This window comes from Pseudomonadota bacterium, assembly GCA_039815145.1.
Classification (GTDB): Bacteria; Pseudomonadota; Gammaproteobacteria; order Steroidobacterales; family JBCBZW01; genus JBCBZW01.
Window position 1 is genome coordinate 16,487 of sequence record JBCBZW010000005.1, and the last position, 22,687, is coordinate 39,173.

The following is a 22,687-nucleotide window of genomic DNA, read 5'->3' on the forward strand; positions in this document are numbered from 1 at the left end:
CGTTTAGCGTTGGCCCGTCGCCCGCCTCGCGGACCGGTTCGCGAGCGCGGCGCAAGGTGGCCGCATCGGTGGCTGGGACATGCTTGAGTAGCGATCGGGGTCGGTCGAATTGCCGCCATCCACCTGCTAGCATGCGCAGTACGCGCGGCGCTGTTCGAAAGCGGCGCCATCATTACTTTTTGCCTCCTAGCGGTCAAGAAATCCTTATCGTGCCCCTGCAGCTCCCCGCATCTCCGCGCATCGAGGCCACACACCATCGCTCCCCCCTATCGGACGCCGACATCGCCGCGTGTGATCACCTGATCATCGCGCTGCCGAGCAGCACGGCCCAGGGCGATGGCTGGCCCTCCTTTCCCCACCAGACCCTGGTGCGCAGCCTCCTCGATCGCCTCACGGAGGTGGGCGACGCGCGGCGGGTCCACGCGGTGCTGCCTACGGAGGACGCCACCAACGTGAGCGCCGGCTTCGTGCCGGCCGGCCAGGACGCCTTCGCCACCCTCACAGCGGCACGCAAGCTCGTGGCCGAGGTCGCTCGCCAGCAGGTGGGGCGGGTAACGGTGGTGGCGCCGGGTTTCGACCCGCAGGCGCAGGCCCTGGTGCTGAGTGCCGTCGTCCGCGCCCTCGCCGCCGCCGCCTTCGAGATGCCCTCGGCGAAGCAGGCGCAGCGCAGCGAGAGCAGCCGGGTGTCGCTCGAGCGCATCGACACCTTCGGCCTCGATCAGCCCCTCGACTATCGGCGAGAGCTGGCCGAGGCCCAGGGCAACGGGCTGGCGCGCTGGCTCTCGGCGCTGCCGTCCAACGCGCTCACGGTGCAGGGTTACCTGGAGCGCGTGGAGACCCTGGCCGGTGAGCTCGGCTGGGAGCTCGAGGTGTTGCGCACGCAGGAGCTGGAGGCGCTCGGGGCCAACGCTTACCTGGCTGTTGCCCAGGGCAGTCGAGGGCATGCCCCGTCGGAGCCTGCCTTGATTCACCTGCGCTACCGCCCGCCCGGAGCCGTGCCGAACGCACCTGCGGAACTGGCCCTGGTCGGCAAGGGCATCTGCTTCGACACGGGCGGTGTAAACGTCAAACCTGCCCAGTACATGCAGACCATGAACGAGGACATGGGCGGCAGCGCCGCCGCCCTCGGCACCCTGTACACGATCACCGAACTCGGGCTGCCGATCGCCGTCGATGCCTGGCTTGCGCTGGCCGAGAATGCGATCGGCCCCGGCGCCTACAAGCCCCAGGACCTCATCACCGCCGCCAACGGCACCACCATCGAAGTGGTGCACACCGATGCGGAGGGCCGCATGGTGTTGGCGGACGCACTGCACCTGGCGGCTCGCGAGCAGCCGGCCCTGCTGGTCGATCTCGCCACCCTGACCGGGGCGTGCGTGAACGCCTTGACCACGGCGTACAGCGGTGTCTTCGTCAACCGCCCGGAGCTGCAGGACATGTTGGTGGAAGCGGGTCGTTCGAGCGGCGAGCGCGTGTGGCCGTTCCCCCTCAGCGCCGACTTCGATCAGGCGCTCGAGAGCGACTTCGCCGACGTGAAGCAGTGCACGATCGACGGCCGCGGCGATCACATCCTGGCCGCTCGCTTCCTCGGCCGCTTCGTCCCTGACAGTATCCCTTGGGTGCACATCGACCTCGCCTCCTCCCGCCACAAGGGTGGCCTCGGTCACGTTCCCACGGACATCACCGGCTTCGGCGTTCATCTCCTAACGAGTTTGCTCGTCGACCAGATGCTGAGCGACGCCGAGGACGACGGGCAGGGTTCCTGATGGAACTGACGATCACCCGCCCCGACGACATGCACCTGCACGTGCGCGACGGGGAGGCTTTGACGGCGGTCGTGCCGCATAGTGCGGCGTGCTTCAATCGCGTCGTAGTCATGCCGAACCTCGTGCCCCCGGTGACCGAGGTGGACTCGGCGGCCGACTACCGCGCCCGCGTTCGGGCCGCGGTTCCCCGCGCACGCAAGGCGGACTTCGAACCGCTGATGACCCTCTACCTCACCGACCGCACGAGCGTGCAGACCGTGCGCGAGGCCAGCACCCACGCGTGGATTGCAGGCTTCAAGCTGTACCCCGCGGGCGCCACCACCAACTCCGACGCCGGGGTCTCGCGCATCGAGGCCATCGAGCCGGTGCTGGAGGCGATGGAGGAACACGGCGTAGCCCTGCTGGTCCACGGGGAAGTCACCCACAGCGATGTCGACGTATTCGACCGCGAGGCCGCCTTCATCGATCAGGTACTGAGCGGTGTGCGCGAGCGCTATCCGCGCCTGCGCATCGTGTTCGAACACATCACCACGGCCGCCGCCGTCGCCTTCGTGCGCAGTTGTGATCAGGCCACGGCGGCCACGATCACCCCGCAACATCTCCTGCTCAACCGCAACGCCCTTTTCCAGGGTGGCCTGCGCCCGCACATGTACTGTCTTCCGGTGCTCAAGCGCGAGCGCGATCGCGAGGCCCTCGTGGACGCCGCCACCAGCGGCGACCCCCGCTTCTTCCTGGGCACGGACAGCGCGCCTCACGCGCGCAGCGCCAAGGAATCGGCCTGCGGCTGCGCCGGCATCTACTCGGCCCACGCGGCGATCGAACTCTACGCGGAGGCCTTCGAGGAGGCGGGCGCTCTGGAGCGCTTGGAAGGCTTTGCCTCGCACTTCGGCGCGGACTTCTACGGCTTGCCGCGCAACCGAGACAAGATCACCCTGCGCAAGGAAGCCTGGCAGGTGCCCGCCGCCTATCCGTTTGTGGAGCAGGAAGCACTGGTGCCCTTCGGCGCGGGCGAGACCCTGACGTGGCGTCGCATCGGTGACGACGACAGCACCAGCGGCTAGCGCGAGCGCATGGCAACGACCCCACCTGACACGCCACCCAGCGATAGTTCGTCGGCCGACGCCGAGGCCCCGTCTGAGATGCCGTTGATGGCTCGCCGCTTTCGCGGTTACCTACCGGTGGTGGTGGACGTGGAGACAGGCGGCTTCAACGCCGCCACCGACGCGTTGCTGGAAATCGCCGCGGTCACCCTGCGCCTCGATGAGCAGGGCCTCTGCCAGATCGACGAGAGCTTGAGTTTCCACGTGCAGCCCTTCCCGGGCGCCAACCTGGAACCCGCCTCACTTCAGGTCACGGGCATCGACCCGGACCATCCCCTGCGCCCGGCCCTGCCCGAGCGCGACGCCCTGACGCGGGTGTTTCGAGAGGTGCGCCGACTGTTGAAGGAGACGGGCTGTCACCGCGCGATCCTGACCGGACACAACGCGGCCTTCGATCTCGCCTTTCTGAACGCCGCGGTGGCCCGGTGCAAGCTGAAGCGCAATCCGTTCCACCCCTTCAGCTGCTTCGATACGGTCACGCTGGCGGGGGTAGGCGTGGGCCAGACGGTGCTGGCGAAGGCGATGGTGGCGGCCGGCCACGAGTGGGACAACAAGCAGGCCCATTCGGCCACCTACGATGCGCGCCAGACGGCGGCGCTGTTCTGCACGATCGTCAACCGCTTCGAGCCGGCGTACCGATCGTTCATGGACACCGATCACGGCGCGTGATCGGTGCCCTCGGGCCAGCTCAGGCGCTGGCGGCCTCGCCGAGCACCTGCTTGAGCTCGCCGCTCTGATACATCTCCAGCACGATGTCGCAGCCGCCGATCAGTTCACCGTTGACGTACAGCTGCGGGAAGGTCGGCCAGTTGGAGTAGACCTTCAGGCCCTCGCGCAGCTCCATGTCCTCGAGGATGTTGACGTGCTCGAAGGACGTGCCCAGCGCGCGCAGGGCAGCGACGGTTTGCGCGGAGAAGCCGCACTGGGGAAAGTCCGGCGAACCCTTCATGAAGAGCAGCACCGCGTTTGCGTCGAGTTGCTGCTTGATGCGTTCGTTGATATCCATGATGTCTCCTGCGTTGTAACGCTGAGGTAGCGGTACCCGAGCCGAGGGAACCGCGTCAAAGGGGATGCTAGGTGCCGAGGCTCAGGCGGTCCACCACGCGGGTGACGCCCGGGGTGGCCGCAGTCACGGCCACGGCGCGCTCGCGCTGCGATGCCGTCGGCACGCTGCCGTTCAAGGTGACCACGGTGCCGCTGGCGCTCGCCCGCACGTCGCTGGCATCGAGGCCAGCGTCTGCGCGGAGCGCCTCGTTGACCGCGGCAGCGATCTCCACCGCCTGCTCGGCCTTCGCGTTGGGATCAACGGCGCCGGTGACGATGAGGGTGGCACAGCCGGCCAGGCCTAAGAGCGCCACGGCGCCGACGAGCGTCGCGCGCAGGGCGCGACGCCACGTGAGGTAGGCCGTGTTGGCGAAGAGCCGCACGAGGCCTATCAGGCGCCGTAGTTGGCGGCGGCGAAGTCCCAGTTCACCAGTTCCCACCAGGCGGCCAGGTAGCCCGGGCGCGCGTTGCGGTAGTCGATGTAGTAGGCGTGCTCCCACACATCGCAGGTGAGCAGCGGCACATCGTCACCCGTGAGCGGGGTGTCGGCGTTGCTGGTCTGGGTGATCGCAAGGCTGCCGTCGGACTTCTTCACCAGCCAGGCCCAACCGGAACCGAACAGGGTGGTGGCCTTGTCCGTGAAGGTCTTCTTGAATTCCTCGAAGGAGCCGAAGGACCCGTTGATGGCGTCGGCCAGGGCACCGCTCGGCGCACCGCCACCGTTCGGGCTCAGGCTGTTCCAGTAGAACGTGTGGTTCCAGATCTGGGCCGCGTTATTGAACACGCCGCCGTCGCTGTTGCGCACGATGTCCTCGAGGCTGGCGTTCGCGTGCGCCGTGCCCTCGATCATGCCGTTGAGCTTGGTGACGTAGGTGTTGTGGTGCTTGCCGTAGTGGTACTCGAGGGTCTCACGGGAGATGTGGGGCTCGAGAGCATCCATGGCGTATGGCAATTCGGGAAGCTGGTGACTCATGCAGGTCACTCCTCATGGGTTGAGTCTTCAGATTCGGGACGCGAGTATACCAGCGCCCGCAAACGCTGGCGGTGGCCCCGCCATGCCCGAGGATTCGCTGCATGATCAAGACAGTTTCACCCCAGTTGCCGTCGCTTCCGCCCGCAATCCCCGCCCAGGTAGCCGGCGCCATCGCCGAGGACCTCGGCCCCGGCGACGTCACGGCGGCCCTGGTGCCGGCGGACGCCACCGCCCGGGCGCGGGTCATCTCGCGCGAGCCAGGCGTGCTCTGCGGCACGGCGTGGGTGGACGAGACCTTCTCGGCGGTGTCCGGCGGCCAGATCCACGTGCACTGGCACCTGGGCGACGGCGAACGCTGCGACACGGACACGCCCCTGTGCGAGATCGAAGGTCCGGCCCGCGCCCTGCTCACGGCGGAGCGCACGGCCCTCAACTTCCTGCAGACCCTCTCGGGCACGGCCACCGCTGCGCGACGCTACGTCGACGCCCTGGGCGATGACGCCACCTGCCGCCTGCTGGACACGCGCAAGACCCTGCCAGGGCTGCGCCTGGCGCAAAAGTACGCCGTGCGCTGCGGCGGCGGCGCCAACCACCGCATCGGCCTGTTCGACGGGGTGCTGATCAAAGAGAACCACATCGCGGCAGGCGGCGGAATCGCCCCGACGGTCGCCGCAGCGCGCGCCGAACGCTCGTCCCTGGCGGTCGAGGTGGAGGTGGAGTCGCTCGATGAGCTCAGCCAGGCGATGGCTGCCGGGGCCGACATCGCCATGCTGGACAACTTCACCCTCGAGGACATGCGCACCGCGGTGGCCCGTGTGCGCGACGCTCAACACCCGATGCGCTTAGAGGCCTCCGGCGACATCACGCTCGACAACGCGGCGCAGGTGGCCGCCACAGGCGTGGACTTCATCTCCATCGGCGCCCTCACCAAGCACGTACGCGCCCTGGACCTCTCCCTGCGTATCCTCGAGGTGTCCTAGCGCCTGGCGACGGGCAGGCGCGTCAGCTGATGGGCGTGGGCTCGTCCATGGCGTAGCCCTGGGCGTAGTCGACGCCGATCTCGCGCAGCATCTGACAGATCGCATCGCTCTCGGCGAACTCGGCGATCGTGCGCTTGCCCATCAGGTGGCAGATGTCGTTGATGGACACAACCATGCTGCGATCAACGGTGTCGTTTTCGATGTTGCGCACGAAGCTGCCGTCGATCTTCACGTAGTCCACCGGCAGGTGGCGCAGGTGGGCGAAGGACGCCATGCCGGAGCCGAAATCATCGAGGGCAAAGCGACAACCGCGCTGGCGCAGGCCGGTGATGAACCGTTGCGCCTGGGCGTAGCTCGCGACCGCCGCCGTCTCGGTGATCTCGAAGCAGAACTTCTCCCCCGGCAGCTTGTGGCTGTCCAGCTGCTCCATGAGGTAGGGCAGGAACTTGTCGTCGGCTAGGCTCTGGGCCGACAGGTTGATGGAACACACCGCGAGGGAATCGAGCTCCTGCGGATTGGCGAGGAGCCAGCGGAACGCGCGGTTGATCACCCAACGATCGATGCTGGGCGTGATGTTGAAGCGCTCGGCAGCGCGGATGAAGCGCGCGGGCGAGACGGGCATACCGCCGTCCTCATCGCGCAGGCGCAGCAGGAGCTCGAAGTGCTGACCCTGCTCGGCGTGTTCGGTGAGCGGGCGAATCGACTGGCGGTACAGATCGAAGCGATTCTCCTCGAGGGCCGTGGTGAGACGCGCCACCCACTGCATCTCGCGCCGCCTGGACATCAGAGCGACGTCGTTCACCTGGTAGGCGTGCACGCGGTCGCGGCCCGCATCCTTCGCTGCCTGACAGGCCACGTCGGCCGCGGCCAGCAGGCTCGCCACCGTCTCGCTCTCACCGGTGATGGGCACGATCCCGACGCTCACGCGCAGGGAATACGTGTGCTCATCCCAGCTGAAGCGAAAGCCCCGCACCTCCTCGCAGAAGGCTTCGGCAGCGCGCATCGCCTCATCGAGGGTGGCGCCCTCCATGAGCACGCCGAACTGATCGCCGCCGAGCCGTGAGGGGGTGTCGCGCCAGCGCACCTTGGTCTTCAACAAGGCGCCCAGCTGGGCGAGCAGCGCATCGCCGGCCGTGTGCCCGGCGTTGTCGTTGATGACGCGGAACTGGTCGATGTCAATCACGCACAGGGCGAAGCGCCCCTCGCCCGCCCGCACCGTGTCCAACGCCGTTTCCAAGCGTTGCTCAAACTCGTGGCGATTGACCAAGCCCGTCAGCACGTCGTGGCTGGCGTGGAAGGTGAGGCGACGCTGCAGCTCGCGGGATTCGCTGACGTCGTGGAAGACGAGGACGCCGCCGGACATGGCGCCGCCGCGATCGCGGATCGGCGAGGCGGTGCTCTCGATGAACAACTCACGGTAGTCGCTGGTGCGGATCAGCAAGGTCGGGCGAATCGACTTGATCGAACGGCACTGGCGGATGGCGAGCGCGAGGGGATTCTCGAGCGGCTCGCAGGTCTCCTCATGGTAGGTGCGAAAGAGCTGGTCGATCGGCCGACCCAGGGCATCGTCCAGGGACCACCCGGTGAGGTCCTCGGCCACGGGGTTCAGGTATTCGACGCAGCACTCGGAGTCCGTGCGGATCACCCCATCACCGATGGACTGGAGGGTGATCAGAACGCTTTCCTTCTCCCGGCGCAGAGCCTCTTCGTAGTGCTTGCGCTCGGTGATGTCGAGCTCTACGCCGACCAGGCGCTTGTGCCGGTGCTGCCCCGTTCCGCTCGCCTTGGCGCGGCTCTGGACCCAGATCCAGTGGCCGTCGCGATGGCGCAGGCGATGCACGCTCTCGAACACGTCCGTGCGCCCGTCCAGATGCTCCTTGAGCTTCGCCTGCACGTGGGCGTAGTCCTCGGGGTGCACTAGGTTGCGCCAGTCGGGCACGTTGTCGTCGAGTTCGTCCTCGCGATAGCCGAGCATCTTCTTCCACCGCGGGGAGAAGTGCGTTTGCTTGTGGCGCTCATCAAAGTCCCAGACGCCATCGTTCGCGGTCAGCGCCTCGAGTTCCTCGCGCTCGCGCACGGAGGCGAGGCGGCGGGCCACGCGCAGGCGCTCCACGCCGGCCGCCAGCGAGGCGCCCAGCAGACGCAGAATCAAGCAGAAACTCGCCTGCCAGCGCACCGCGTCTTCGCAGGCGAGGGCGGCGAAACCGATGGGACCGTCGCTGCCGTGGAGGCTGATGAGCACGCAGGCCCGGATGTTGGCCTGGGAGAACCAGTCGGCTTCACGCTCGGTGCCCTCGGTCGGGACCAGGCAATCGTCCATCTGCAGGTAGCCGCCCGAGATCGCCAGCTGACGGTGCAGCTCGGGCATCGCCTCGAGCTTGCGCCCGAGCAGGTGGGCCGGCTTGATCCGGGAGCGAGGGTCGACGGACTCGAGAGCGGTGGCGAAGGTCTCGCCGCGAGCGTCGAGCAAGCCGATGAACATCGCGTCCGTATCGACGGCGCGACGGACGTCTTCGAAGACCCGCGTAAGCTCGGGGGTCAGCTCTTCGGAATCGATCTGAGAGAAGGCGATCGCCGCCTGGGCGAAGACGGGCGCGATACCCTGATCGCCCCCCGCCGGCACCGCTGGAGCGCGCGGATTGTTACGGACGGGGAAAAGGCGCTTGGCCTCCGTGCCCCCGCGACCCGCACGGCCGGCGGATCCCTCGCCTTCTCGTTCCGTGCTTTCCACCCTCAGCTCCCTCCGCTACCGGGGCTCACTGCTCGCCCAGGTGCGCTCGCCACACCTGTGCTGCCAGCGCACAATTCGCCCCAGCTTAAGCGTCTAAACAATAACAGGGTTTCGTGACTGGGGCCTGAAGTAACGTGACGTGCGTCACAGCCGCCTCGTGGTCGAAAGACCACACTTGACGCCTCAGGGCCGATCCGGACCCATAGACGCGAGAGAGCACACCGATGAGTGATCGCCGATTCGACATCGAGACCGTGGTACTGACGCGCGAATACCTGGAGACGGTGCACGGTCGCATGACCTTCTCGGACGCCGAAGACGGCGAGGAAGCCACCGTCCTGCTCGGCGAGTCGCCGGCCGCCGACACCTCGACCGACCAGCCCATCGAACCCCTGGCCAGCTGATAAGCAGCTGATCGCTCAGGGGAAGCCGCCGACCGACACCTCCGGTCGACGGCCCTGAGGTCGCCCTACTCGGCGGCCGTCACAATCTCCAGCAGCTCCACCTCGAAGGTGAGCACCGCACCGCCCGGGATCCGCGGCGGCGCGCCACGATCACCGTAGGCGATGTCCGACGGACAGGTGAGTTGGGCCTTGGTGCCCACCTTCATCAGCTGCAGTCCCTCGGTCCAGCAGGGGATCACCCCGTTCAGGGGGAAGGAAGCGGGCTGGCCCCGATCGTAGGAGCTGTCGAAGACCGTGCCGTCGCGCAGGGTGCCGCGGTAGTGCACGCGCACCGTGTCGGTGGCGGCCGGCATCGCGCCGGTCCCGGCGGTGACTTCACGATAAATCAGCCCCGAGTCGGTGGCAGTGGCGCCAGCGGCAGACTTGGCCTCTTCCAGCGCGGCGGCGGCCGCGGCCTTCTCCTGCTCGATCACCAGGGCGACGCGCTTGTTGCGTAGCTCCTGCACCTTGGCCTGGTACTCCTGGGGCGAGACCTTGGGCTCGTTGCCCTTCACCCGGTCGCTGAGGCCAGCCATCACCATCTTCAGCTCCGTCTCGCTCAGACCGAAGGGGGTGAGGGCCTCACCGAGCAGGAAGCCGATGGCGTAGGTGGTCTTCTCGTCTTCGCTCTGCGGCTCCTGGGCCATGGCCACGGGCGTCGCGACGATCGCTCCGGCCATCAACGCGGCCGAAATAGTGCTCAGACTCTTCATGAACTCTCCAATCAGGTTGGGAAATGGGGCGGTGGTCGTCCGCCTTATTGAACATTTGTTGCAGCGCGGTGGCGCGCACACGCTCCAGGATCGCCGTCAGGGGGTGCGCCACAGGTGGCGCGTGGACCCTGGGAAGGGGCGGACTTTCCGTGGCCGCGCACAGTAACCGCTCGGGGCTAGGGACGCCATAGTCCCCCTCTCAGAGGTACTTCCGAGCGGCCCCTCACATATTAATTTTCGGACACGTGCCTGAAATAGTACTGAAATATTACTTTGTTCTAATCCGCCGCGTCGCAGCGGATCGCGGCCGGCAGTACGTCTCTTCCGGTACCTAAATCTGGCCTCCCCGCTGGTCCATGTGTTGGTGCGTCGCTCAAGGAGAAACGACGCCCCGACCGATGAACCGCAACGTTAGAGGCCCCCATGATCAAGTCGTTCCTCAGCCGTCCGGCGATGTGTGTCCAGGTGCTGGCACTCGCCGCGATCTCGCCCGCCTTCGCGGACGACGAACTCGCGGTGTACACCTTCAACAACCGCCAGCCGGGCGTCGGGCTGACCCTCGTCCTCGACGGTCAAGAGACCACCACCGTCGGCAAGGACGGTTCGGCCTTCTTCGATCTTTCCGAGGGCGTGCACAGCCTGCAGGTACGCGACGGCGAACAGAGCCTCTACAGCTTCCGCTTCACCACCGCCCGCGGCCAGCAGGTGGATGCCCTGATCACTCTAGGCGACGACACGACTCACCGGGTTGAGACCTACTCCCCGGCAGAAAGTGCCGAAGACAAGCGCGACGCCCCGACGGGCAGCCTCAGCGGCACGGTCAGCGCCGCCGCCGGTGGCCTCGCCGGCGCCAGCATCGTGGTGGAAGACACGGGCGAGCTGCTGCTGGCGGACGCCGACGGTCGCTTCAACGTGACCCTGCCCCGCGGCGAGTACCGCCTGACCGCCTACCACCCGACCGACGATCGCACCGCCTCGCGCACGGTTCGCGTGGTGTCCGGGGTGACGCGCGGCGTGGGCCTCACGATCCGCAACCAGTCGGCACTGGATGTGGAAGCGCCCACCCTCAGCGGTATCGAGGAGGTGGTGGTCGTGGCCGCCTTCGACCCGAACGCCTTCGAGGCCTCCGAGCGCGACACCAACCAGATCATCGACACCCTCGACATCGAGACTCTCTCGCGCTTCGCCGACACCAACGTGGCCGCCTCCGTGGTCCGCGTGCCGTCCGTGACCGTGCAGGACAACCGCTTCGTGTTCATCCGAGGCCTGGGTGATCGCTACATCAGCACCACCCTGAACGGCGCCACCATGCCGAGTACGGACCCGGCCAAACGCACCGTGCCGCTGGATCTGTTCCCGAGCAACTTCGTTAACCAGCTCGACATCCGCAAGACCTTCATCCCGGGCATGCCGGGCGAGAGCACGGGCGGCAACCTGGTGATCAACACCCGCACTTTCCCCACGGAACGCTCGGGGCAGCTGCAGGTGCGCATGAGCGCCACGCCCGGCGTCACCGGCAACGACGTCTTCGCCGATCCCACGGACGGCGACTTCGACTACTTCGGCTGGGACGCGGGTGCGCGTGAGGCCCCGGTGGCCGTGGAAGCGATCACCCAAGCGCTCAACATCGGCACGGTGACGGACTCCAACACCGGCGGCATCTTCCAGATCAACGACACGGTGGAGCGCGAGCTGCGTCGCGTCGGCGGCCTCCTGATCAGCGACAACCTCGACCTGGAGCTCACCAACGCTGCACCGGACACGCGCATCGGCGCCAACTACGGTGACGTCTTCGACATCGGCAACGTGGAGCTCGGCATTTTCGCCGCCGGCAACTTCTCCAACCAGTGGAGCCAGCGCAACGACGGGGTGAGCAACACCTTCACGCCCTCCGGCGATGACCTCAACCGCTTCCGCTTCCAGGAGTACACCAACAGCATCGACGCCAACGCCCTGCTCTCGGTGGGTCTGAACGTCGGCCAGCACACGATCGAACTCAACAGCATCGCCTCGCGCGCCACGGAAAGCCGCGTCGTGCGCACCGTGGGCCAGGAAGGTGACGAGTTCCAGGCCCGCTACCGCAACACGGTCGATTGGGTGGAGCGCCAGTTCCTGTCCCAGCAGATCGCCGGCAACCACTCGCTGGTCGAGAGCGGATCTGTCTACCTGGATTGGCAGTTCACCGCCAGCCAGGCGCGCCGCGACGCCCCGGACCGCCGCGAGATCACCTTCAGCGCGGACCAGTTCCAGACCGACCCGCAGTCGTTGCTCGATGGATTCGATCTCGACCGCCTGAACGACGACCAGGACGTAGAGCTGAACGGCTTCTTCCTCGAGTCGAACGCGCTGGTTCGCCGCTACGACGAACTGACCGACAACAACTTCGACTTCTCCACGTCGCTGGGTTGGGATCTGATCGACAACGGCAACAGCTTCGCTAACCTGCAGATCGGTGGACAGATCATCTATCGCGAGCGCGACTCCGACTCGGATACCTACGGCTTCAACCTCAACCAGCAGAACGTCGAGAACCTGATCACCGACGAGATCCTGGTAAGCGACATCATCACGGAAGAGACGATCACCGGTGACCCCGCCACGGGCTTCACCTTCCTCGATCGCACCCTCGCCAGTGACAGCTACGACGCGGAGCTCGACTACAACAGCATCTTCGCCACCTACGATCACACCTTCAACGACCGCTTCCAGGTGGTGATCGGCGCGCGCTACGAAATGTACGACCAGACCACCAACACGTTCTCCCTGCAGGGCGCTGGTGAGGCCGTGCAGTCGCGCATCGACGAAGGGTCATTCCTGCCGAGCTTCAGCCTCAACTGGTTCGCTACCGAGGCCCACCAGTTCCGCTTCGCCATCTCGCAGACCGTGGCACGACCAGACTTCAAAGAGTCGGCCAACGCCACCTTCTACGATACGGAGTTCGACTTCCGCGTCCGCGGCAACCCGAATCTCGAGATCTCGGACGTCCTGAACGTCGACGCTCGCTGGGAGTGGTACCCGAACGATCGCGATAGCTTGTCCGTCGCCGCCTTCTACAAGGACTTCGACAACCCCATCGAGCGTGTCGTGCAGCAGGCCTCCGGTACCGCGGGTAACTCTCGTACCTTCGCTAACGCGGAATCCGCATTCCTCTACGGTGCGGAAGTCGAAGCGCGCAAGGAGTTCCTGATCAGCGACGACTACGCGCGCTCCTTCTTCCTCGCGCTGAACGCCAGCTACATCGAATCGGAAGTGCAGCTGCCGACGCGCACGCGCGCCCTGCAGGGTCAACCCCAGTACACCAGCAATCTGGTGCTCGGCTTCGACCACGCGGGCTACGGCCAGCAGGTCACGATCCTGATCAACCAGAACGGCGAGGCGATCCGCGACGTCGGCATCCTTGGCAACCCGGACGTGATCGAAGAGCCCCGCCTGGACATCAACCTCGTGTACCGCTGGGACATCAGCGACAGCTTCACCTTCCGCGCCAAGGCGAGCAATTTGCTCGACGACGAGGTGGAGTTCACGCAGGGCGGCAGAACCTTCTTCGCTTACAAGCGGGGAGTCGAATTCCAGCTCGGGGCAGACTGGAACTTCTAATTACCCAACGGCCCTATCGACCTTACGACTTCTCTTGCCACTACCACACTATTGGGAAAGGACTCATGGCACGTAAACTAATGCTCATGGCGGCGCTGCTGCCTTCTCTTGCGGCTCTGTATGGCTGCGCCGAGGGCGACCTCGCCACTATCACCATTGACGCGCCCACTGAGAACGTCACCAACAACACCGACGGCGGTGGCGATGCGGGCGACGCGGGCGATACGGGCGGTCAGCCCGGCGATGTGTCCACCAACTGCCCGGCCTTCTCCGGCGCCAAGCCGATCAACGCTGACGGCAACGACGTCTGCGCCCTGCCCGCGGTGATCTCCGAGAGCCAGACCCTCACGCCCGACGTGATCTGGCTGATGGAAGGCACCGTCACCGTCGGTAACGGCAACAACGAGATCGACGAGAACGGCGAGCTCACCAACGGCAACCCGCTGCTGAACGTCGTGCTGACGATCGAGCCCGGCACCCAGATCCAGGGCGCCACCGGCACCTTCGCCAACATGATCATCACCCGCGGCAGCCGCATCGAAGCGGTCGGCACGGAAGCGGACCCGATCATCTTCAGCTCCGACGATGCCGGCCTCGACGGCTCCGGTGAGTGGGGCGGTCTGATCATGCACGGCTTCGGTGAGCACAACCAGTGCGACACCGTGCAGATGATCTGCAACATCGACTCCGAGGGTGAGTCCGGCTTCGCCGGCGGCTTCGTCGCCGACGACAACAGCGGCACCCTGTCCTACGTGATCGTGGCCGAGGGCGGCTTCGAGTTCTCCCCGGGTAACGAGATCAACGGCATCTCCCTGGTCGGCGTCGGCTCTGGCACCACCATGGATCACATCCAGGTGCAGGGTAACTCGGACGATGGCATCGAGTTCTACGGGGGTGCTGTGAACCTCAAGTACGGCGTGTTCACCGACAACCTCGATGACTCCGTCGACTGGGACGAAGGCTTCGTCGGCAACCTGCAGTTCATCATCGTGCGTCAGTCCGAGAACAGCTTCGGTAACGCCTTCGAGATGGACACCCAGGGCAACCCCCTGCCCCTGTCCAAGCCGACCCTCGCCAACGTGACCGTGATCGGCCACGGCGTGGAAGGCGATGAGACCGAGATGCTCGTGTTCAAGGCCGGCTCCGGCGGCTTCTTCCACAACACGGTGCTGACCGTCGACGATGCCAACGGCACCATCGACAACTGCCTGCTGATCGAAGGCGCTGACTCCGAAGCCCTCATCAACACGGCGCTCGTGGTCAACAACTGGGTGGCAGACTGCCAGGGCGGCGCTGGTGTGGGCGTGATCGGCAACGACACGCTGGACGCCACCACCATCTCGGCGGTGGAAGCACAGCTCGACATGAACCTGGCCTCGCAGGCACCGGAAGCCCTGCTCGCCGAGCCCCTCGACTGGGTGGCGATCAACGGCATCTTCTCCGAGAGCCTGGCCGACGTGGACTTCCTGGAAGCGACCGACTTCATCGGCGCGGTGAACCCGGACGGCAGCGACGTCTGGTGGGCCACCTGGACCCTCGACGGCACGCTCTAAGCTGATCGGTCTTCGGACCACAGCGTAGCGCCTTGCAGGGCCGCCCACTCGGGCGGCCCTGTTCGTTTCTGAGGCCCAAAGCGCCGCGCCCCTCTCCGACTCTCCCCTCCCGAGCGCTCCCCGCCCCACCCGATACCGGACAACACGGTCGAGCTTGTACAGGCGGCGCCGTTGTTTTAATGTATTAACACGCTAATACAATGATACACACCCCGATGAAAGCCAATCGACGCCTCAGCCCCACCCAGGAAGACGCCGAGGAGCAGGCCCTCTACGCGGCCATCCTGACCTTGCGCGATGCCGAGGAGTGCCAGCGCTTCTTCCGGGATCTCTGTACGCCTGCCGAACTTCAGGCCCTCAAGGACCGCTGGCACGTGGTCGGCCTGCTCGAGGACGGCCAGGCCTACCGCACGATCCAGGCCCAGACGGGCGTCAGCGTCACCACCATCGGCCGCATCCGCCGCTTCCTCGACGAGGGCTTCGGCGGCTACCGGCTCGCGCGAGACCGCATGCAAGGAAACACCAAGTGAGCACCACCCCCACGCCCCCCGTCACCGGCGAGCGCCTGCGCGTCGCCCTGCAGAAATCGGGGCGATTGGCCGACAACTCGCGCGAGCTGCTCGTGCGCTGCGGCCTGCGCATCAGCGCCAACCGCGACGGCCTGGTCTGGACCGGGGAGAACCTCCCCATCGATCTAATGCTGGTGCGGGACGACGACATCCCCACCCTGGTGGCCGACGGCCATTGCGACGTCGGCATCGTCGGGCAGAACATCGCCCGCGAGGCCGCCTGTGAGCGCGAGCAAGCGGGCGAGGCCAGTGGCTACGAGGAGCTGCTGCCGCTCGACTTCGGGTACTGCCGCCTGAGCCTTGCCAAGCCTGTGGCGTCTCCCCTCGGCACGCTCCAGGACCTCGCCGGCAAGCGCATCGCCACCAGCTACCCCGCCTCTCTGCAAGCCCACCTCGACGAGCACGGCGTGGACGCGGAGGTGGTACTGCTCTCCGGCTCCGTCGAGCTAGCGCCACGCCTAGGTAAGGCGGACGCGATCTGCGATCTCGTCTCCACCGGCGCCACGCTCGCCGCCAACGACCTGGTCGAGATGCAGACCTTGCTCGAGAGCAAGGCGACCTTGATCCGCGCGACGCGCCCCCTCAGCGACAGCTCGGAGACACTCCTCACTCGCCTGCTGAAGCGGATGCAGGGTGTGCTGCGAGGACGGGAGAGTCGCTACATCATGCTGCACGCCCCGCGCGATCGCCTCGCCGAGGTGCACGAGCTGCTGCCGGGCGCCGAGGCGCCCACCGTGCTCACGCTCGATGGCCGTCCCGACCGGGTGGCGGTGCACGCCGTGTGCAACGAACAAGTGTTCTGGGAGACCTTGGAAGCGCTGAAGGATGTGGGTGCGAGCGCCATTCTCGTGCTCCCAGTAGAGAAGATGCTGGCGTAAGCCCCTAGGCGCACCAGCGCCATCGCGAGAACCATGCTGTGAAGAAAATCGTTTGGTCCAACCTGTCGCCGGAAGCGCGCGAGGAGGTCCTGTGCCGTCCAGCGCAGCGCCTCGGCGGCGAATTCCAAGCCCGCGTTGAGTCGATCGTCAATCGCGTGCGCGAGGAGGGGGATGCGGCCCTGCTGGCGCTCACGGAGGAGCTCGACGGCGTCGCGCTGGAGAGCTTGCAGGTGAGCGCAGCCGAGCGCGAGGAGGCGTTGGCCGTCCTCACCCCCGCCGAGCACGAGGCCCTCGCCATCGCCCGCGCCAACCTGCAACGCTTCCACCAGGCGCAGGTGCCGAGTGGGCCACTGACGGTCGAGACCCAGCCCGGAGTGCACTGTGAGCGGATCCGTCGCCCGATTCACTCGGTCGGCCTCTACGTGCCGGCGGGCAGCGCCCCCCTGCCCTCCACGGTCCTCATGCTCGGCGTACCCTCGGCGATCGCTGGCTGCCCCGTGCGGGTGCTCTGCGCGCCGCCCCAGGCGGACGGGCGTATGGCGCCGTCCATCATCGCCGCGGCCGCCCTGTGCGGTATCGACCTGCTGTTCAAGGTGGGCGGGGCGCAGGCGATCGCCGCCATGGCCTACGGCACCGAGACCATCCCCGCCACGGACAAGCTGTACGGCCCGGGCAACGCCTGGGTGACCGCCGCCAAGCGCCTGGTGAGCACGGACGACGCAGGCGCCGCTATCGACATGCCTGCTGGGCCTTCGGAGGTGCTGGTGATCGCCGATGCTGAGGCTAACCCGGCGTTCGTCGCCGCGGATCTGCTGTCCCAAGCGGAACACGGCCCCGACTCCCAAGCCCTGCTGGTCACGCCGAGCCCCGCGCTGGCGGATGCCGTCGCCGAAGCCGTGCTCACCCAGCTAAAGACGCTCTCGCGCGCGCAGATCACCGGCCAGGCCATCGAACACGCTCGCCTGATCGTGGTCGACGATCTGGCCGAGGCCGTTGACGTGAGCAACCGCTACGCGCCCGAGCACCTGATCATCCAGACCTCGCAGCCGCGCGCCCTGCTCGACGACGTCACCGCCGCCGGCTCCGTGTTCCTCGGTGCCTGGTCACCGGAAGCGGTGGGCGATTACTGCAGCGGCACCAACCACGTGCTGCCCACCTACGGACACGCCCGGGCCTGGAGCGGTCTGTCCGTGGATGCCTTCAGCAAGAGCATGACGGTGCAGGAGCTCACGGCAGACGGCCTGCGCACCCTCGCCCCCACGGTACTCACCATGACGGAGATGGAGGGCCTCGACGCCCACGGCTGGGCCGTACGCCATCGCCTGCTGCGCCTGGAGGGAAGCACCGGATGAGCGACTCACCCGTGCTCGCGCTCGTGCGTGACGACCTGCGCACGCTCGAGGGCTATCAGGCGGCGGCGCCCGACTTCGAACGCTTGCGCCTGCACGCCAACGAAAGCCCGTGGGACGACACGCTCACCATCGAGCAGAGCGCGATCAATCGCTACCCGCCCGTGCGCGCCCTCGATCTGGAGGCTCGCCTGGCCGAGGTGTATGGCGTGAGGCCAGAGCAACTCCTCGTTACCCGCGGCAGCGACGACGGCATCGACCTGCTCGTGCGCACCTTCTGCGCAGCGGGCCAGGATGCGGTACTCACCACGCCGCCCACCTTCGGCATGTACGCGGTGGCGGCGCGCCTGCAGAACGCGCGATGCGTGGAAGTCCCGCTGCGCGCAGACCAGGACTGGTGCATGGATGAGACTGCGATCGCGGATGCGGTCGATGCGCACCCCGTGCGGCTGATCTTTCTCTGCTCACCGAACAACCCTACCGGCAACTCCCTGGATCGCGACGCGGTACTTCGCCTGTGCCGCGCCGTCGGGCGCAAGGCCGCGGTGGTGGTCGATCAGGCCTACGGGGAATTCACCGGCGGCGCGGGCTTTGCCGCGGATCTCGACGCCTACCCGAACCTCATCGTCCTGCGCACACTCTCGAAGGCGCACGGGCTCGCCGGCGTGCGCTGTGGCGCCGTGCTCGCCGACCCGGCCTTGATCGCGCTGCTCGCCGCCCTCGCGCCGCCCTACGCCACCCCCTCCCCCGTGATCGGCGCCGTGCTGGACCGGCTGAGCGAGGAGGCCTTAGCACAGACCGCGAAGCGCCTGCAGGTGATCGGCGAGCAACGCGCGCGCCTGCGCAAGGTGCTCGAGATGCTGCCCTACGTGCGCAATGTGTGGCCCAGCGACGCGAACTTCCTGCTGGTGCAAGTGGATGACGCCGCACGGGTGGTGGCGGACTGCCACGAGCACGGCGTGCTCCTGCGCAGCTTCCGCGACAAGCCTGGCCTCGGCGAGGCGATCCGGATCAGCATCGGCACGCCGGCCCAGACCGATCGTCTCATCGCGATCCTGGAGAGCATCTCATGAGCGGCCTGAGAGTGTTGTTCATCGATCGCGATGGCACGCTGATCGAAGAACCCGACGACAAGCAGATCGATCGCTTGGACAAGCTACGCCTCGTCCCCGGGGTGGTGCCCGCGCTCCTGCACCTGCGCGCTGCCGGCTACCGCTTCGTGATGGTCAGCAACCAGGACGGCCTCGGTACGGCGAGCTTTCCGCAGGCAAACTTCGACGAACCGCACGCATTTCTACTCGAGCTCCTGAGCAGCCAGGGCATTCGCTTCGATGAGATCTTCATCTGCCCCCACCTGCCCGGTGACGGCTGCGACTGCCGCAAGCCAGCCACCGGCCTGCTCACCCGGTACCTGGCGGGCACCGCCCTCGACCTCGCCCATTGCGCGGTCATCGGAGACCGGGAGACCGATCTGACCCTGGCCGAGCGCCTCGGGGTGAAGGGCCTGCGCGTGCGTGTGGGTACGGCACCGGACGCGCCGGGCCTGAGCTGGGAGGAGATCACCGCCGAGCTCACCAGCCAGCGCCGCGCGGCCGAGCATCGGCGCAGCACCAACGAGACGGACATTCGCTGCGAGGTGGACCTCGACGCGCCCAACCTCACGGCAATTGCCACGGGTATCGGCTTCCTCGATCACATGCTCGAACAGCTGGCCCGCCACGGCGGCTTCGGCCTGAAACTTCGCTGTGACGGCGACCTGCACATCGATGAGCACCATACGCTGGAAGACGTAGCCCTCACCCTAGGCGCCTGCCTACGGGAAGCCTTAGGCACCAAGATCGGTATCGCCCGCTACGGCTTCGTCCTGCCGATGGACGAGGCGCAAGCGCAGATCGCCATCGACCTCAGCGGCCGCGCGCACTGCGAGTGCGAGCTGGAGCTGCGCCGCGAGCACGTCGGCCAACTGCCGACGGAGCTGGTGCCGCACTTCTTCGCGTCGCTCGCGCAAGCGCTGGGCGCGGCGGTCCACGTGCGGGTGACCGGCGAGAACGATCACCACGTGGTGGAAGCGGCCTTCAAGGGGCTCGGACGGGCCCTGCGCCAGGCCGTGCGCCTGGAGGATCAAGCCCTGCCGAGCACCAAGGGGGTATTGTGAGCAACGCCCCCCAGAACGTTGTGGTCATCGACAGCGGCGGCGCGAACCTCGCCTCCGTCCGCTTCGCCCTCGAGCGCCTGCAGGTGGCGCCGGTGATCACCACCGATCACGAGACGATCCGCTCGGCACAGCGCGTGATCCTGCCGGGCGTCGGCGCCGCGGCCGATGTCATGGCGCGCCTGCGCGAGCAGGGCCTGGACCAGGTGGTGGCCTCGCTCAGCCAGCCGCTGCTCGGCATCTGCGTGGGTCTGCAGGTGCTCTACCAGCACTGCGCCGAGGGCCAGGTCGACGGCCTAGGCCTGCTCGACGGCGTGGTCGAGCACCTCCCCACCACCGCCAATCTCAGCGTGCCGCAGATGGGCTGGAATCGCATCGCCTCGCGCATCGAGCATGCCCTGTTCGACGGCCTGGATCTGCACGAGGCCCATTTCTACTTCGTGCACAGCTACGCGGCCCCGCCCGGCCCGCAAACGCTGGCCACGGCGTCCTACGGCACGACCTTCACGGCCGTCGCCGGGCGACGCAATCTCCTCGCCACCCAATTCCACCCCGAGCGCTCCGCGCGCTGGGGCCACCGTCTGCTTCATAACTTCCTGACCACCCCACCGGAGAAGCTGCTGTGCGAATGATCCCCGCCATCGACCTGATCGACGGACGCTGCGTGCGCCTGCGCGAGGGGGATTTCGCGGCCCAGACCGAATACGCCGCCGATCCGGTGGAGCTTGCCTTGGAGTACGCGAAGGCCGGTGCACGCTGGCTGCACGTGGTGGATCTCGACGGCGCCCGCGATGGGAAACGGCGCAACGCCGCCCTCATCACGCGCTTGGTGGAGACGGTGCGTGCACAGGCCGACATGCAGGTCCAGCTCGGCGGCGGCATCCGCGACGCCGATACCCTCGCCAAGGCCTTGAGTATGGGCGTGGGCCGCGTCGTGGTGGGCAGCGCCGTCATCGCCACCCCAGGACTGCTGATCGACTGGCTCGATACCTTCGAGCCCGGCAGCGTGGTCCTGGCCGTGGACGTACGCATCAGTGAAGAAGACGGGCGCCCCTGGCCCTGGCTCCACGGCTGGACCCAACGCGCTGACATCGACCTATGGGCGTTGCTCGCCACCGCATCGGGCGCCGGTCTGCGCCACGTCCTGTGCACCGACATCGCCCGCGACGGCACCCTCGCCGGCCCCAACGTAGCCCTCTACGAGGCCCTGCGCGACCGCTATCCGGGCCTGTGCATCCAGAGTTCCGGCGGCGTCGGCAGCATCGACGACCTGCGTGCCCTGGAGGCGGTGCGGGTGGATGCCGCGATCACCGGCAAGGCGCTCCTGGACGGGCGCATCAGCCTAGACGAGGCGCAACCGTGGCTGCGCGCATGACCCCTGACCCGATTCCTTGCGCGATCACCCGCCGCATCGTGCCCTGCCTCGACGTGCGCGACGGGCAGGTGGTGAAGGGCGTGCGCTTCGCGGATCATCGCGTGGTTGGGGACATCACGGCGCTGGCATCTCGTTACGCGCAGGACGGCGCGGACGAACTCGTGTTCTACGACATCACCGCGAGTCCCGAGGGTCGATCCGTGGACCGCGAGTGGGTAAGCGCCGTGGCTCGCCTGCTCGATATCCCCTTTTGCGTGGCCGGCGGCATACGCAGCGTCGAGGATGCCGAGGGCATTCTCCACGCGGGCGCGGACAAGGTGTCCATCAACACCCCAGCCCTGCGCGATCCCGCCCTCATCGATCGCCTGGCGAAGCGCTTCGGCAGCCAGTGCGTGGTCATCGGCATCGACGCCAAGCCGGACGACGCCGGGATCTGGCGTGTCTATCGAGACACCGGCAGCGACAGCACGCGCCGCGGCGCCGGCCGCGAACTGCTCCCCTGGCTCGGCGAGGTGCAGGCGCGCGGCGCCGGTGAGATCGTGCTCAACTGCATGAACCAGGATGGCGTGCGGCGGGGCTACGATCTGGATGGCCTCAAGGCGGCGCGGGAGGTGACCCGCGTGCCCCTCATCGCCTCCGGTGGCGCCGGCACGCTGGAGCACTTCGCCAGCGTGTTCAAGGAGGCCTGTGTCGATGCGGCACTGGCGGCCAGCGTGTTTCATTCCGGGGAGATTCGTATCCCGGACCTGAAGGCGTTCCTCACGCATGCGGACATCGCGGTGCGCCCCGTATGAGCATCGCCAGCGGTCACGAGGAGCGCGTCGCGCAGCTCGCCTGGGACAAGGCAGCGGACGGGTTGCTGCCGGCGGTGGTACAAGATGCGGACGACGGCGGCGTACTGATGCTGGCCTACATGAACCGTGAGGCCCTGGCGAAGACGCTACGCACGGGCCTGGTGACCTTTTACAGTCGCTCTCGCCAGCAGCTGTGGACCAAGGGCGAGACCTCCGGCCACACCCTGGCGCTCACCGAGCTTCGAGCGGACTGCGACGGCGACACCCTGCTGGTGCAGGCCCGCCCCGCCGGCCCCGTTTGCCACCTGCTCACGCCCACGTGCTTCGATGCTGAAGACAAGGCGGGTGATGGCGAGGGGGTTGCGGCCTCGCCCGGCGCCGTGCTCGGCGAACTCGAGTCGGTCATCGACAGCCGCGCCCAGGCCCAGGGGGATGGCGATACGGGTGGGAGCTACGTTGCCAAGCTCCTCGGCCGCGGTCGCGGCAAGGTGGCGCAGAAAGTCGGCGAGGAAGGCGTGGAGGTTGCCCTCGCCGTGGTCGGGGAGGACGACGAATCGGTCGTCGGCGAAGCCGCCGACCTACTCTTCCACCTGCTCGTGGCCCTCAAGTCCCGCGACCTGAGCTTGCGCCACGTGACGGACGAACTCGCCCGCCGGCGCCGCTAGGCCGA

At 67.2% G+C, this 22,687-nt stretch carries 21 protein-coding genes; 16 read left to right on the top strand and 5 right to left on the bottom strand.

What is annotated here, in order from left to right:
- Positions 1-209: 209 nt before the first annotated feature.
- The 3 genes from AAF184_02770 (at position 210) to rnt (ending at position 3,535) form a co-directional block, all read left to right on the top strand.
- Positions 210-1,766 carry a leucyl aminopeptidase family protein gene (locus AAF184_02770; GenBank protein MEO0421230.1) on the top strand — a complete coding sequence of 519 codons (1,557 nt, stop codon included), beginning with the start codon at positions 210-212 and terminating at the stop codon, positions 1,764-1,766.
- A complete protein-coding gene (pyrC, locus tag AAF184_02775; protein MEO0421231.1) occupies positions 1,763-2,827 on the top strand; it encodes a dihydroorotase in 1,065 nt (354 codons plus the stop codon). The genes AAF184_02770 and pyrC overlap by 4 nt, the downstream gene beginning before the upstream one ends.
- An 87-nt stretch (positions 2,828-2,914) precedes the next feature.
- Positions 2,915-3,535 (top strand): ribonuclease T, encoded by a 621-nt coding sequence (gene rnt / locus AAF184_02780; protein MEO0421232.1) that lies wholly within the window; start codon positions 2,915-2,917, stop codon positions 3,533-3,535.
- 19 nt (positions 3,536-3,554) lie between these two features.
- Here rnt and grxD read toward each other — a convergent pair whose 3' ends face one another.
- The 3 genes from grxD to AAF184_02795 all read right to left on the bottom strand — a co-directional run bounded on the left by grxD (position 3,555) and on the right by AAF184_02795 (position 4,883).
- Complete coding sequence (grxD, locus tag AAF184_02785; GenBank protein ID MEO0421233.1) at positions 3,555-3,872, bottom strand: Grx4 family monothiol glutaredoxin; 318 nt, start codon at positions 3,870-3,872, stop codon at positions 3,555-3,557.
- Positions 3,873-3,939: 67 nt separating this feature from the next.
- Entirely contained in the window at positions 3,940-4,293 is a 354-nt protein-coding gene (locus tag AAF184_02790) for a BON domain-containing protein (GenBank protein MEO0421234.1), read from the bottom strand.
- Positions 4,294-4,301: 8 nt separating this feature from the next.
- Positions 4,302-4,883, bottom strand: a complete 582-nt coding sequence (locus AAF184_02795; protein MEO0421235.1) for a Fe-Mn family superoxide dismutase — start codon at positions 4,881-4,883, stop codon at positions 4,302-4,304.
- 101 nt (positions 4,884-4,984) lie between these two features.
- On the opposite strand from AAF184_02795, the gene nadC reads away from it, so the two are divergent.
- Positions 4,985-5,863: a carboxylating nicotinate-nucleotide diphosphorylase gene (gene nadC, locus AAF184_02800; GenBank protein MEO0421236.1), complete on the top strand. Its 879-nt coding sequence runs from the start codon at positions 4,985-4,987 to the stop codon at positions 5,861-5,863.
- Between the two features lie 22 nt (positions 5,864-5,885).
- Here nadC and AAF184_02805 read toward each other — a convergent pair whose 3' ends face one another.
- Positions 5,886-8,594 (bottom strand): EAL domain-containing protein, encoded by a 2,709-nt coding sequence (locus AAF184_02805; GenBank protein MEO0421237.1) that lies wholly within the window; start codon positions 8,592-8,594, stop codon positions 5,886-5,888.
- A 224-nt stretch (positions 8,595-8,818) separates the two neighbouring features.
- Between AAF184_02805 and AAF184_02810 the strand changes: the two genes are divergently transcribed.
- Entirely contained in the window at positions 8,819-8,998 is a 180-nt protein-coding gene (locus AAF184_02810; GenBank protein MEO0421238.1) for a hypothetical protein, read from the top strand.
- A gap of 65 nt (positions 8,999-9,063) precedes the next feature.
- Here AAF184_02810 and AAF184_02815 read toward each other — a convergent pair whose 3' ends face one another.
- The gene (locus tag AAF184_02815) at positions 9,064-9,750 is read right to left on the bottom strand and encodes an FKBP-type peptidyl-prolyl cis-trans isomerase (protein ID MEO0421239.1); all 687 of its coding nucleotides are present in this window, start codon (positions 9,748-9,750) and stop codon (positions 9,064-9,066) included.
- A 423-nt stretch (positions 9,751-10,173) separates the two neighbouring features.
- Here AAF184_02815 and AAF184_02820 point away from each other — a divergent pair, with 423 nt between their 5' ends.
- The 11 genes from AAF184_02820 to hisIE all read left to right on the top strand — a co-directional run bounded on the left by AAF184_02820 (position 10,174) and on the right by hisIE (position 22,682).
- Positions 10,174-13,347: a TonB-dependent receptor gene (locus tag AAF184_02820; protein MEO0421240.1), complete on the top strand. Its 3,174-nt coding sequence runs from the start codon at positions 10,174-10,176 to the stop codon at positions 13,345-13,347.
- Positions 13,348-13,412: 65 nt separating this feature from the next.
- Complete coding sequence (locus AAF184_02825) at positions 13,413-14,900, top strand: hypothetical protein (protein ID MEO0421241.1); 1,488 nt, start codon at positions 13,413-13,415, stop codon at positions 14,898-14,900.
- Positions 14,901-15,115: 215 nt separating this feature from the next.
- A complete protein-coding gene (locus AAF184_02830; protein ID MEO0421242.1) occupies positions 15,116-15,430 on the top strand; it encodes a YerC/YecD family TrpR-related protein in 315 nt (104 codons plus the stop codon).
- Positions 15,427-16,347 carry an ATP phosphoribosyltransferase gene (gene hisG / locus AAF184_02835; protein MEO0421243.1) on the top strand — a complete coding sequence of 307 codons (921 nt, stop codon included), beginning with the start codon at positions 15,427-15,429 and terminating at the stop codon, positions 16,345-16,347. The genes AAF184_02830 and hisG overlap by 4 nt, the downstream gene beginning before the upstream one ends.
- A 38-nt stretch (positions 16,348-16,385) precedes the next feature.
- A complete protein-coding gene (gene hisD / locus AAF184_02840; GenBank protein ID MEO0421244.1) occupies positions 16,386-17,699 on the top strand; it encodes a histidinol dehydrogenase in 1,314 nt (437 codons plus the stop codon).
- A complete protein-coding gene (gene hisC / locus AAF184_02845) occupies positions 17,696-18,769 on the top strand; it encodes a histidinol-phosphate transaminase (protein ID MEO0421245.1) in 1,074 nt (357 codons plus the stop codon). The genes hisD and hisC overlap by 4 nt, the downstream gene beginning before the upstream one ends.
- Positions 18,766-19,851: a bifunctional histidinol-phosphatase/imidazoleglycerol-phosphate dehydratase HisB gene (gene hisB / locus AAF184_02850; GenBank protein MEO0421246.1), complete on the top strand. Its 1,086-nt coding sequence runs from the start codon at positions 18,766-18,768 to the stop codon at positions 19,849-19,851. The genes hisC and hisB overlap by 4 nt, the downstream gene beginning before the upstream one ends.
- Positions 19,848-20,480 (top strand): imidazole glycerol phosphate synthase subunit HisH, encoded by a 633-nt coding sequence (hisH, locus tag AAF184_02855; GenBank protein ID MEO0421247.1) that lies wholly within the window; start codon positions 19,848-19,850, stop codon positions 20,478-20,480. Before hisB ends, hisH begins: the two co-directional genes overlap by 4 nt.
- Positions 20,477-21,223, top strand: coding sequence for a 1-(5-phosphoribosyl)-5-[(5-phosphoribosylamino)methylideneamino] imidazole-4-carboxamide isomerase (locus AAF184_02860; protein ID MEO0421248.1), 747 nt, complete (start codon positions 20,477-20,479; stop codon positions 21,221-21,223). Before hisH ends, AAF184_02860 begins: the two co-directional genes overlap by 4 nt.
- Complete coding sequence (gene hisF, locus AAF184_02865) at positions 21,220-22,017, top strand: imidazole glycerol phosphate synthase subunit HisF (protein ID MEO0421249.1); 798 nt, start codon at positions 21,220-21,222, stop codon at positions 22,015-22,017. Before AAF184_02860 ends, hisF begins: the two co-directional genes overlap by 4 nt.
- Positions 22,014-22,682: a bifunctional phosphoribosyl-AMP cyclohydrolase/phosphoribosyl-ATP diphosphatase HisIE gene (hisIE, locus tag AAF184_02870; GenBank protein ID MEO0421250.1), complete on the top strand. Its 669-nt coding sequence runs from the start codon at positions 22,014-22,016 to the stop codon at positions 22,680-22,682. The genes hisF and hisIE overlap by 4 nt, the downstream gene beginning before the upstream one ends.
- The last annotated feature ends 5 nt before the right edge of the window (positions 22,683-22,687 follow it).

Coding starts and splice junctions, on each gene's coding strand:
- hisIE (MEO0421250.1), top strand. CDS start 22,014: ATGAGCATCGCCAGCGGTCACGAGGAGCGCGTCGCGCAGCTCGCCTGG.
- AAF184_02860 (MEO0421248.1), top strand. CDS start 20,477: ATGATCCCCGCCATCGACCTGATCGACGGACGCTGCGTGCGCCTGCGC.
- AAF184_02815 (MEO0421239.1), bottom strand. CDS start 9,750: ATGAAGAGTCTGAGCACTATTTCGGCCGCGTTGATGGCCGGAGCGATC.
- AAF184_02820 (MEO0421240.1), top strand. CDS start 10,174: ATGATCAAGTCGTTCCTCAGCCGTCCGGCGATGTGTGTCCAGGTGCTG.
- hisB (MEO0421246.1), top strand. CDS start 18,766: ATGAGCGGCCTGAGAGTGTTGTTCATCGATCGCGATGGCACGCTGATC.
- nadC (MEO0421236.1), top strand. CDS start 4,985: ATGATCAAGACAGTTTCACCCCAGTTGCCGTCGCTTCCGCCCGCAATC.
- AAF184_02795 (MEO0421235.1), bottom strand. CDS start 4,883: ATGAGTCACCAGCTTCCCGAATTGCCATACGCCATGGATGCTCTCGAG.
- AAF184_02830 (MEO0421242.1), top strand. CDS start 15,116: ATGAAAGCCAATCGACGCCTCAGCCCCACCCAGGAAGACGCCGAGGAG.
- AAF184_02825 (MEO0421241.1), top strand. CDS start 13,413: ATGGCACGTAAACTAATGCTCATGGCGGCGCTGCTGCCTTCTCTTGCG.
- grxD (MEO0421233.1), bottom strand. CDS start 3,872: ATGGATATCAACGAACGCATCAAGCAGCAACTCGACGCAAACGCGGTG.
- hisF (MEO0421249.1), top strand. CDS start 21,220: ATGACCCCTGACCCGATTCCTTGCGCGATCACCCGCCGCATCGTGCCC.
- AAF184_02810 (MEO0421238.1), top strand. CDS start 8,819: ATGAGTGATCGCCGATTCGACATCGAGACCGTGGTACTGACGCGCGAA.
- rnt (MEO0421232.1), top strand. CDS start 2,915: ATGGCTCGCCGCTTTCGCGGTTACCTACCGGTGGTGGTGGACGTGGAG.
- hisC (MEO0421245.1), top strand. CDS start 17,696: ATGAGCGACTCACCCGTGCTCGCGCTCGTGCGTGACGACCTGCGCACG.